Source organism: Lysinibacillus telephonicus, assembly GCF_003966145.1.
Classification (GTDB): domain Bacteria; phylum Bacillota; class Bacilli; order Bacillales_A; family Planococcaceae; genus Ureibacillus; species Ureibacillus telephonicus.
Map to the genome: position 1 here is coordinate 1 of NZ_RXNR01000100.1, position 11,091 is coordinate 11,091.

The 11,091-nt window shown below is 35.0% G+C and carries 14 protein-coding genes; 3 read left to right on the forward strand and 11 right to left on the reverse strand.

Annotated elements, in window-relative coordinates:
- Window positions 1-98: 98 nt before the first annotated feature.
- The 4 genes from EKG35_RS21090 to EKG35_RS19365 all read right to left on the reverse strand — a co-directional run bounded on the left by EKG35_RS21090 (window position 99) and on the right by EKG35_RS19365 (window position 2,058).
- Window positions 99-251 carry a hypothetical protein gene (locus EKG35_RS21090; protein WP_185807831.1) on the reverse strand — a complete coding sequence of 51 codons (153 nt, stop codon included), beginning with the start codon at window positions 249-251 and terminating at the stop codon, window positions 99-101.
- Window positions 248-589: a PadR family transcriptional regulator gene (locus tag EKG35_RS19355; RefSeq protein WP_126296181.1), complete on the reverse strand. Its 342-nt coding sequence runs from the start codon at window positions 587-589 to the stop codon at window positions 248-250. Before EKG35_RS19355 ends, EKG35_RS21090 begins: the two co-directional genes overlap by 4 nt.
- Window positions 590-925: 336 nt before the next feature.
- The gene (locus tag EKG35_RS19360) at window positions 926-1,240 is read right to left on the reverse strand and encodes a metal-sulfur cluster assembly factor (protein ID WP_126296182.1); all 315 of its coding nucleotides are present in this window, start codon (window positions 1,238-1,240) and stop codon (window positions 926-928) included.
- A 53-nt stretch (window positions 1,241-1,293) separates the two neighbouring features.
- Window positions 1,294-2,058 carry a prolyl oligopeptidase family serine peptidase gene (locus EKG35_RS19365; protein ID WP_126296183.1) on the reverse strand — a complete coding sequence of 255 codons (765 nt, stop codon included), beginning with the start codon at window positions 2,056-2,058 and terminating at the stop codon, window positions 1,294-1,296.
- Window positions 2,059-2,276: 218 nt separating this feature from the next.
- On the opposite strand from EKG35_RS19365, the gene EKG35_RS19370 reads away from it, so the two are divergent.
- Window positions 2,277-3,083 (forward strand): Cof-type HAD-IIB family hydrolase, encoded by an 807-nt coding sequence (locus EKG35_RS19370; protein ID WP_126296184.1) that lies wholly within the window; start codon window positions 2,277-2,279, stop codon window positions 3,081-3,083.
- Between the two features lie 85 nt (window positions 3,084-3,168).
- Complete coding sequence (locus EKG35_RS19375; RefSeq protein ID WP_126296185.1) at window positions 3,169-4,020, forward strand: DegV family protein; 852 nt, start codon at window positions 3,169-3,171, stop codon at window positions 4,018-4,020.
- Window positions 4,021-4,097: 77 nt separating this feature from the next.
- Here EKG35_RS19375 and EKG35_RS19380 read toward each other — a convergent pair whose 3' ends face one another.
- The 7 genes from EKG35_RS19380 to EKG35_RS19410 form a co-directional block, all read right to left on the reverse strand.
- The gene (locus EKG35_RS19380) at window positions 4,098-5,273 is read right to left on the reverse strand and encodes an acyl-CoA dehydrogenase family protein (RefSeq protein ID WP_221766343.1); all 1,176 of its coding nucleotides are present in this window, start codon (window positions 5,271-5,273) and stop codon (window positions 4,098-4,100) included.
- Window positions 5,274-5,317: 44 nt separating this feature from the next.
- Complete coding sequence (locus EKG35_RS19385; protein WP_126296187.1) at window positions 5,318-5,854, reverse strand: MaoC family dehydratase; 537 nt, start codon at window positions 5,852-5,854, stop codon at window positions 5,318-5,320.
- A 21-nt stretch (window positions 5,855-5,875) separates the two neighbouring features.
- The gene (locus EKG35_RS19390; protein ID WP_126296188.1) at window positions 5,876-7,024 is read right to left on the reverse strand and encodes a CaiB/BaiF CoA transferase family protein; all 1,149 of its coding nucleotides are present in this window, start codon (window positions 7,022-7,024) and stop codon (window positions 5,876-5,878) included.
- Between the two features lie 18 nt (window positions 7,025-7,042).
- Window positions 7,043-7,522, reverse strand: coding sequence for a PaaI family thioesterase (locus EKG35_RS19395; protein WP_126296189.1), 480 nt, complete (start codon window positions 7,520-7,522; stop codon window positions 7,043-7,045).
- A 37-nt stretch (window positions 7,523-7,559) separates the two neighbouring features.
- Window positions 7,560-8,123, reverse strand: coding sequence for a Fe-S-containing hydro-lyase (locus EKG35_RS19400; protein ID WP_126296190.1), 564 nt, complete (start codon window positions 8,121-8,123; stop codon window positions 7,560-7,562).
- A 12-nt stretch (window positions 8,124-8,135) separates the two neighbouring features.
- A complete protein-coding gene (locus tag EKG35_RS19405) occupies window positions 8,136-8,981 on the reverse strand; it encodes a fumarate hydratase (RefSeq protein ID WP_126296191.1) in 846 nt (281 codons plus the stop codon).
- A gap of 166 nt (window positions 8,982-9,147) precedes the next feature.
- The gene (locus EKG35_RS19410) at window positions 9,148-10,005 is read right to left on the reverse strand and encodes an HpcH/HpaI aldolase/citrate lyase family protein (protein WP_185807829.1); all 858 of its coding nucleotides are present in this window, start codon (window positions 10,003-10,005) and stop codon (window positions 9,148-9,150) included.
- A 153-nt stretch (window positions 10,006-10,158) separates the two neighbouring features.
- Between EKG35_RS19410 and EKG35_RS19415 the strand changes: the two genes are divergently transcribed.
- A complete protein-coding gene (locus tag EKG35_RS19415) occupies window positions 10,159-10,824 on the forward strand; it encodes a GntR family transcriptional regulator (RefSeq protein ID WP_246020503.1) in 666 nt (221 codons plus the stop codon).
- The last annotated feature ends 267 nt before the right edge of the window (window positions 10,825-11,091 follow it).

The window sequence follows — 11,091 nt, forward strand, 5'->3', positions numbered from 1 at the left end:
GGTAGACATGGTAGGACCATCTTATCGAATATTAGACACAAAGGAATGGTTGGAAAATAGTCAGGTTTAAGTGGCTCAGTTTTTAATTAATAAATGGCTCAATTTTTACTTGCGAAATACACTTCTGCTTTTAGCTCGTGAACAGCCTCTATCAAATGACTTTTCATCTCTGCCTTTAATTCTTCAATTTCTTTCTTATTCCCACCGACACTACTATAAACCCCATCAACATATGATTCTATTTTCTTCACTCTTTTTCTCCCCCTTCTAAAAAAGAATCAATAATTTTTTTTACAAACTGCCATTCCGAACGTTTTTCTTCAAAACCAACTTCTCCTAAAGGTGTAAGTTTATAATATTTTCTTCTTCCTCCTGGGCCTTGTTCGTCACCCCAGTAAGATGAGATCCATTTATTTTTTTCTAACCTCTTTAATGATAAGTAAAGTGTACCTTCTTTTAATTCGAATTGTTCTTCGCTTTTTTCCCGAACTAATTTTGCTAACTCATATCCGTACATATCCCTACTATGTAAAAGCGAAAGGATTATCGTATCAATATGACCTTTTAAAACCTCTTTATTTACTTCCAAATTTTACACCTCCTATATATGTTATAATTTATATTACTTAATAATGCAAGGTATTCATTTATAAAAATAAATTAACTGCTTTTATAACAGTTTTTTATCTTCCACTAAATGGTCGTTAAAATTTGACCCTTGTAGAATAGGAAAAACTCCTGCTTAAACAGGAGTTTTAATCGATCTTTTTTATAAACGACAAGAGAAATAATAAAAGGAAGCTTTTCAAGATTCCGAAAAGCTTCCTTTTTTAAGCTATATTTAAATGCTCTGTAGTGGTCACACAAACTTCATGATTTCTCTTAAAAGTGGTGGTTTCCAAAACATTTTTAGACATACGATTTTTTATCGAATGCCTAATGCCATTTTTGCATAGCGTGACATCATATCTTTTGACCAAGCAGGCTGCCAAACGATATTTACTTCTACATCTTTAACCTCTGGCAGTTCACTTAGTGCTGTCTTCACCTGATCAACTATGACTGGGCCAAGTGGACAGCCTAATGAAGTTAACGTCATTGTAATTGTAGCTAAGCCCTCTTCATTTAAATCAACATCATATACTAAACCTAAGTTTACAATATCAATACCTAACTCAGGATCAATTACATTTTCTAAGGCACCTAAAATACTTTCTTTCATTTCTTCACTAATTGCCATTTTTGTTTCCCCTTTCTTTATGTTGTTAACCATATCATATCAAACGAAATAACTTATGCCAAATGTTGAGAAATCCACTCTGTTATTGCAAGCACACCTTCTCTCGGAACTTTATGCCCATCTTTTGGCGATTCGATAAATTTCAAACGCTCTGGTTTTTGCTCATAGTATGAACTCAATTGCTGATAAAAATGATATGTATTTTTAAATGGTACAGTCTCATCTTTATGTCCATGCCAAAATAGAACAGGTCGATTGTTAAAGCGATTTGGATCTTTTGTTATATCAAATTCGGCTAAAGTGCTCTCAATTTGTTGCTTTTGTTCATTTGTTATCGGAAGCTCTACTCCCAACGATTTAAATTGATCAATTTGATAATTTGCCAGCTCAATATAACCTGGTGCACCCATACAAATTACAGCAGCCTGGATCCAATCATATTTTTTCAAACAGCCAGAAGTGGCGATTCCACCCATAGAGGTTCCTGCTACACCAATATTATTTGAAGCTAACATGCCTCTCAGTTGCAATTCTTCATATATTTTCTGCACTTCTTTAATCGTTTTCACAACAATTTCCCAAAAATGCATATTCATTTTCATTTCAGAAAGGTTTTCCGTTCGGCTTCCGTGTAGGTGTGCATCCGGCATAATGACACGAACACCTTTTTTAATTAGTTGATATGCATAATGCAAATTATGCTCTTTTGCACTTAAAAAACCATGTAGAAAAATAATAACAGGCGTATGTTCATCCATGTCATTATCATAAACATGTAATAACGGAATACCTTGCCACATATCATCTTGAACATGCATTTTCATCCACTCCTCTAGTTTACCTAGTTATAACTGAATAATTTTTGTTGAAAAGTTCTTTTAGCTAATATTTTCATCTATTGTAGAAAAGACTAATCATAGTATATCTTATCACTGGTTAAAATTTTTTGCTGAATGGAGAAATGCAAAATACAAAATTTTGACTAAATTTATCCAGAAGGATAAAATCAGAAAGATAGAGAAAGGAGAATTCCTTAATGAAACAACATTTAATCGTATTAGATTTAGACGGCACTTTATTAACAGATGATCAAAAAATTTCTGAAAAGACAAAAACAACATTATTCAAAGCAAAAGAAGCTGGACATCAGGTGATGATTGCGACTGGCCGCCCATATCGAGCTAGTCAGTTGTATTACAACGAATTGATGTTATCAACTCCTATCGTAAACTTTAATGGTGCACTTGTTCACCATCCAAAAAGTAAAACGTGGGAAACAGTGCATACTCCAATTGATTTAAGCGTTGTATACGATGTTGTAGACTCCGTAGATAAATATCAATACGAAAACTTAATTGCAGAAGTTATGGATGATGTATTTATACATGTTGAGGATAAAGCAATGATGGACATTTTTAAAATGGGCGATCCTAAGGTGACAATCGGAAATTTAAGAAATAACCTAAATGAAGATCCTACAAGCTTGCTTATTCACGCTGAAGAATCTAATGTCCCCCTGATTCGTGATCATTTAGAAAATGTTCACGCAGAACTTATTGAACATCGTCGCTGGGGTACACCATTCCATATTATTGAAATTGTTCGCAAAGGGTTGAACAAAGCTGTAGGTATTTCTCTTGTTGCAAAGGATATGAATATACCTCGTGAACGAATTATCGCTTTTGGTGATGAAGATAACGATTTGGAAATGATTGACTATGCTGGAATCGGCGTAGCAATGTCAAATGGAATTGCTGATTTAAAAAACATTGCCAATGAAGTAACTTTGAGCAACAATGAAGATGGTATAGCCAAAATTTTAATAGAAAGACTAAAATTATAAGGACGATATGATTGGAAGTACTCGTATTTCCTCATAACCTCACCATAGAATGAACTGCATAATCGTTCAAAAGGAGGTATTGAAAGTGAAATTATTTACAGACAGTGGCTGTGACTTGCCAAAAGAATTTTTTGATGAGGAGGATGTGCAATTATTTTCGCTAAGGGTTGATTTTAATAATAAAAATTACAACGATATTATAGATATTGACCCAAAATCCGTTTATGACGGAATGCGTCAAGGAGCTGTCCCGAAAACTTCGCAAGTCTCTCCAGAAGTGTTTTTAACACATTTTGAGGAATTAGCAAAAAATAACGAGGAAGGGTTATATATTGCCTTTTCATCTAATTTGTCGGGTACATATAACACGGCAGTAATGATTGCTTCACAAGTACGCGAGCAATATCCTCAATTTAAACTAAAAATTATCGATTCAAAATGCGCTTCATTAGGTCATGGCCTCCTTGTAAAAGAAGCAGTTAGACTTCGCAATGAAGGGCTGTCGCTTGATGATTTGGCTTCCCACATCAGCAATATGGCAGAACATATGACTCATCTATTCACAGTAGAAAATCTGGATTATTTAGCCCGCGGAGGTAGACTTTCTAAGTCAAGTGCATTTATCGGTGGATTATTAAGTATTAAACCAATTTTACATGTAGAGGACGGAAAATTAATTCCTCTAGAAAAAATACGAGGCCGTAAAAAAGCCATAAATAGAATGATTGAAATTATGGCAGAACGTGGTGGAGACTTTTCAGCCAAAACGGTTGGAATTAGCCATGGAGATGATTTAGAGTTTGTACAGGAAGTTCAATCATTAATACAACAACATCTACATCCAAAGGCTTTTGTCATTACTACAATTGGTGCGGCTATCGGAGCTCATTCAGGGCCCGGTACAATCGCAATTTTCTTTACGGATAAAGATTATTAAAAAACTTCAAGTTGCTCCTTTTTAGAGCGACTTGAAGTTTTTTTGTTTGGCAGATAAATTTTTAAAATTTATTCAAATTAATAGGATTTTGGCATCCCCAAAACATTTTGACCTAAGAAGGCAAGAATCATATTGTTGTTTACAGGGGCTACTTGATACATACGAGTTTCACGGAATTTACGCTCAATATGGTATTCATCTACAAAACCATAACCACCAAATGTATTAATACAAACATTCGCTGCCTCCCAGCTTGCCTCTGAAGTAAGAAGCTTCGCCATATTTGCTTCTTCCCCACATTTCTCATTCGCATCAAATTTACGAGCTGCCTCATAACGCAGTGCATCCGCCGCTTTTACAGACGCATATGCACGGGCGATTGGGAATTGAACCCCTTGATTTTGACCAATTGGACGATTAAATACTATCCGTTCATTCGCATAACGTACAGCTTGATCAATAAAGAAGTACGCGTCTCCAATTGCTTCAGCGGATAATAAAATACGCTCTGCATTCATCCCATCTAATACATATTTGAAGCCTTTTCCCTCTTCTCCAATTAAGCTATCAAAAGGAACTTTCATTTTTTCATACCATACTTGATTTGTCGCGTAGTTAAACATTGTACGTACTTTTTCCGATTTGAATGCACTAGGCTGTTTTTCGCGAATTTCACGTAGGTCAATTAAAAATAAACTTAATCCCTGTGATTTCTTTTCACCTACTTGGTCAATTGGAGTTGTACGTGCTAATAACATTAATAAATCTGTTTGTAATACCCGACTAGTCCAGTTTTTATGTCCGTTGATGATATAACCATCTTTAGTTTTTTCTGCAAATGTTTCAATTGCAGATGTATTGGAACCTGCCTGTGGCTCTGTTACTGAAAACGCTTGAAATCTGATTTCACCAGCAGCAATACCAGGCAAATATTTTTGTTTTTGCTCTTTTGAACCGTGTTTTAATAATGCACCCATTGTATACATCTGTGCATGGCATGCAGCTGCGTGCCCTCCTGAACGATGTATTTCCTCTAGAATAATGCTCGCCTCTGTAATGCCATAACCTTTACCGCCGTACTCTTCAGGAATAAGTACTGACAAATAGCCCGCTTTTGTTAAAGCGTTTACAAATTCATATGGATATTCTCGCTCTATATCAAGTTGCTTCCAATAGTCGTTAGTAAATGTCGAACATAATTCTCTCACTTCATTACGTAAAGATTCGGTATCCACTTTAACCTTAGTTGTCATATTTACCATCCCCCACCATTAAATATTTAATATTGTATCCAATTTTAGTTTTTAGAATCTTTGTCTAATACCTTCTGCAATAGTTCATTTGCAGCATCAGGTGCATGATCTCGCTTATAAACCATCATCGTTCTTAAAAACTCTATAACTATTTTACCCTCTTGATTATATCCATAGGTTTTAACTTTAATAATCCCTACATTTGGGCGAGATTTTGATTCACGCTTTTCTAATAACTCGCTGTAAGAATAAATTGTATCCCCTTCAAATACCGGATTTGGTAAACGAATTTCATCCCAGCCAAGGTTAGCCATAACATTTTGAGAAATATCAGTTACTGATTGTCCTGTTACTAACGCAACTGTAAACGTTGAGTCAACTAAAGGTCTACCGAATTCTGTTTGAGCTGAGTAAAATTCGTCAAAATGAATTGGATTTGTATTTTGAGTTAATAATGTAAACCAGATGTTATCAACTTGTGTAACTGTTCTGCCAAGTGGATGCGGATAAATGTCACCTACTTCAAAATCTTCATAAAAACGACCTTTCCAACCTGATTTAATTTGCTTATTGTTATTCATTTAAATACACCCCTTTAATATTTATTGGTTTATAGTTATGTTTAACTCTTCTAATATTTTTTCCGTATGCTCTCCAACCCTCGGTATAGCCCCCATTACCGGCTCTATCCCACTAATTGTTGCTGGAGGTAGAAGTGCTTTAATCGGACCATTAGGTGTGTCTACTTCTCTCCATCTGTTACGAGAATTTAATTGAGGATGATTGAAGAATGAACTCATATCATTTAAACGAGCATTTGCTATTTGAGCATGATCTAAACGTGAAGTTAATATTTCTGTGGTGATGTTATTAAATTCATTTTCTATTAACTTTTTCAATTCTTCTTTATGCTGATTGCGTTTAAAATTACTATCATATTTTTCATCGTTGGCTAATGTAGGATTTTCTAATACTTCGCAACAAAATCTTTTCCATTCTCTTTCATTTTGTATTCCCAAGAAAACTGATTTTCCGTCACCACATCGGAAGGGACCATAAGGATAGATGGTTGCATGACTCGCACCTGTACGAGGTGGTTCTTCTCCACCGTATGCTGCGTAATACATTGGATACCCCATCCACTCTCCCAGCGCTTCCAGCATAGAAATATTTAAAATGGAGCCCTTGCCTGTATGTTGACGTTGTATTAATGCTGTTAAAATTCCACTATATGCATACATTCCTGCGCTAATATCAGCAATGGATATACCAGCTTTAGAGGGAGTGTCTCCAGTCCCCGTAATTGACACTAATCCTGCCTCACACTGAATTAATAAATCATATGCCTTTTTATCTCGATAAGGCCCACTATTTCCATAACCAGAAATACTACAAATAATTAATTGAGGAAACTTCTTTGTTAACTCTTCGGGGTCAAATCCTAATCGTTCAATAGCCCCTGGTGCTAAGTTTTGAATAAAAACATCAGCTTTCTTTAATAATTTTTTTAATATCTCTTTCCCTTGTTCGGTTTTTAAATCAATTGCAATTGATTCTTTTGATCGATTAGTCCAAACAAAATGGCTTGATTGTCCATGAACAGTCGTATCATAATTTCTCGCAAAATCACCAACTTCGGGTCTCTCTACTTTTATCACTCTTGCACCTAAATCTGCTAATTGCCTGCTTGCAAAAGGTGCAGCGACTGCCTGCTCTAAACTAATTACTGTGATTCCCTCTAACGGTAACATACGCACCCCTCCACTCCTCTATTTAGAATCGATAAAAAATGTTCCAAAAGCTTTTGCCACTAAGTTATTATTCTCGTTGTATATTGAGCATTCCGCGACTGCCGTCCTACTCCCTAGGTGCAAAATTTCAGATTTCCCAACAACATAATTTCCTTTTGCCTTACGAATATAATTCATTTTCAGTTCAAGGGTAAATACATCCAGATTATCACCTAACCGATGCATGATATCTTCAGCAATTACTACATCTGCAAGTGTGTACAGGGCACCTCCATGGGCATTTCCATAACGATTGCTATTGTTCGTTCCTAATAACATTTTTGCGCTAGTCTGGTCCAACCAGCTAATATTTAAAAAGTGTCCTAATAAATGATACGGTCTTGTTTTAATCTTTTTATAGGCTTCTAGCCAGCTTGCTAGATTTGCATAGTCTAAATCATTAAAGGAATCGGTAATCTCATCTATAATTCTTTCATTTAATTTTCGAATAAATATCACCTTTTACTTATTCAATTTCGTATAAACATCTATATTTTCAATTAATCTCCTCAGCTTCTCTGAATGCTGCAACACCTAATTCATAGTAGTCTTGCCCAGTTGCATCATTAATGACGATTAAAGGCATATTTTCTACTTCTAATTTACGAATCGCTTCAGTTCCTAAATCTTCATAAGCAACTACCTCAACACGTTTTATGCATTGGGCAATTAATGCCGCTGATCCCCCAATTGCTGCAAAATAAATCGCTCTATTATTTTTAATGGAACTCTTAACCTCATCGCTTCTATACCCCTTACCAATCATCCCCTTCAAACCCAAGTCAAGTAAGGTAGGTGTATACTTATCCATTCTTTCACTTGTAGTTGGACCTGCTGAGCCAATGACTTGATTGTCTTTCGCCGGTGTAGGTCCTACGTAATAAATTACTTGATTAGTAATATCAAAAGGTAAAGCTTTTCCTGCTAGACACGCTTCATACATTCTTTTATGTGCCGCATCTCGCGCAGTATAAATTGTTCCGCTTAGTAAAACTGCATCTCCAGCCTTTAAATTTTCTATTATCTCTGCAGTAAGTGGTGCAGTTATATGAATTGGCATTCGAAGTCCCCCCTACAGAACAGCTTCTTTATGTCTGCTAGCATGACAATTTAAGTTGACCGCTACAGGTAAAGCAGCAATATGACAAGGCTCAATTTCAATCTTTACATCTAATGCTGTTGTTGATCCTCCCATTCCTTGTGGCCCAATTCCTAGCCTATTAATCTCTTTAATAAGCTCTTCCTCTAACTGGGCAATATCGGATAATTGACTCCGAACACCTATAGGTCTAAAAAGAGATTTTTTCGCTAAATAGGCACAACGTTCAAAATTCCCACCTATTCCAATTCCTACTACTAATGGTGGGCAGGCATTAGGACCGGCTACTTTGACAGTTTCAAGGATAAATTGTTTCACGCCTTCTAATCCATCTGATGGCTTTAACATCTTAAGCGTACTCATATTTTCAGCTCCTCCACCTTTTGCACTCATATGCAACACTAGCTGGTCTCCTGGAACTATCTCGATATGCACAACTGCTGGGGCATTATACATTTCCGTTTTCTGTCTTGTTAACGGATGATTAATAATTGAACTTCTTAAAAAGCCTGTTTGATACCCTTGGGCAACTCCTTCATTAATAGCATCTATTAAACTTCCATCAACAATATGACAGTCCTGGCCTAACTCTACGATAAATACTGCAACACCTGTATCTTGACACATCGGAACACGGTTTTTTGTCGCTAATGCTGCATTATCTAACAATTGATTGATAATCATCTTGCCTGTGTCAGATTTTTCAGTTTGCTTTGCGTTTTGGAAAGCCTCTATTACATCTTCCCCTAAATCGTAGTTGGCAGATTGGCACATGTCGGCAACTTTACTAACAATATCTCGATAATGAATTACTCTCATTGCAGATCCCCTTTTCCATTGTTTGAGAATAAAATATTGTACTTACTCTTCTCTTAAATATTCCACCAATTCAAAATGCCTCCTTCCATACCCACCAAATAGAATTATGCAGTAGATGTAAACCGGCATTGATTTCACACTGTTCTATTCAAAATGTTAGCAGTTGTCAATTATTATTCCCGATCTTATTTTGTCTTGATAATATTCTTTTAGCCTGTTTATAGACCGGGTAATCAATCATTTTCCCCTCATAAGATATAGCCGCTTTACCATTTAACAAGGCTTCTTCAAATAATTGAACAATAGTTTTAGACTGATTAATTTCTTCTTCTGAATGCTGATATAATTTATGTAGTAATTCAATTTGCTTTGGATGAATTAATAGTTTAGCTTTCATCCCTAATTTTTTAGCATTTATAACTGTCTCGATAAATCCTTCCTCGTTATTAAAATCAATATAAGGACAATCTATTGGGCTTTCGATACCAGCGGCAGCTGAAGAATTAATTAACATTGATCTTGCAAATAAAAGTTCAGTTTCTTCTTTTGATAGTTCTACACCGATATCTAATGAGTAATCAACAGAACCAAATGCTAAACGTTGTATAGAATGATGTGATTTCGCTATTTCATAAGCATTTAAAACCCCTTTAGCACTTTCAATTAACGGAATTATTGAAAAATTTAAAGTGCATTTTTCCTCAGCAAAACGAGTTAACTGTTCAATGTCTTCTTTAGATTCACACTTAGGTAACATAACACTGTTAATATTAGCTTTATATACCGCTTCTAAATCGGGTTTCCAATGTTCTGAATCTATTCCATTTATTCTAACGCATAATTCCCTTTGCTGAATATTAACTTCTTTATTGATAGTTAATAATAATTGCCTTGCATTTTCTTTTTCATCTTCAGCAACTGCGTCTTCTAAATCAATAATGACAATATCTGCATCAGATGTAATCGCTTTCTTTATTACTTGTTCTTTTGCCCCTGGTACAAATAAATACGATTGTAAAGCCAAAAAAGCACCCCCTATTTACCGAATATTATATATTGTATCCAATATTTAATTCAATAAAATTTTTATAATTTTTTTAATTTAAAGTTGATGATAAAATTAAATTGATTAAATATTATATCCAATATCAAAGATACTTTATGGAGGCAACAAGATATGTCAATGAATTTAAAATTAGACGCACATGATTTAGAAACTATACCTGTAAAAATCTGTCGTGTACTTCGAGAAGCGATTATAAAAGGTGAATTTCAACCAGGAGAACGTTTAATTCAAGATGAATTAGCAAAGTCTCTAGGAGTAAGCCGCATGCCTATACGTGAAGCAATCAAGCAATTGGAGGCAGAAGGTTATGTCACATTAGAACCCCACAAAGGAGCAATTGTTAGGGAATTTTCACTGAAGGAACTTGAAGAACTCTACTTTCTTCGTTCGAAGTTCGAGACTTTAGCTGTAAAAGAAAGTTTAAAATTTATTAATTCCAATATTATACAAAAACTAGAAAACTTAATTGAGGAAATGGATCAAACAAAAGAAATAAGTAAATTTGTCGAGTTAAATATTATGTTCCACAATCTTTTAATTAAAGATTGTCCGTGGGAAAAATTAAATTCCTTCATAAAAAACTTATGGACTGGATTCCCCCAACAAACTCCACACTTACTTCCAGACCAAATTGAAGTGTCAAAACAGGAACATAAAGCAATGGTAGAAGCGATTAAAAACAATGATCATCAATTAGTTTGCGATATATTGGAAAAGCATATTACTCGCGCTGGTAATCAGGTTTTAGAAAACATAAAAAATAAAGAAAATAAGTAAGGCTTGTAAAAGGTCCTTGCTTATTTGCTGTCAACAGTCACTCCCCCTTCCCTGCTTTATACAACATTGAAATATATAATCATAGAGCTAACTGAATACTTAAATTTTCATTTTAGAAGAAGATTTACGTCATTAGGAGTATACAATTGTGTATTGCATAATAAAAGTGCAGACTAGTGCAACGAATTTGTACAGAGTCTAGCACTTTTTTAGTGCAAAAAAATAGACTTGCCAGCCACCCCAAGTCACTCTACTGTTAAAGTGTCG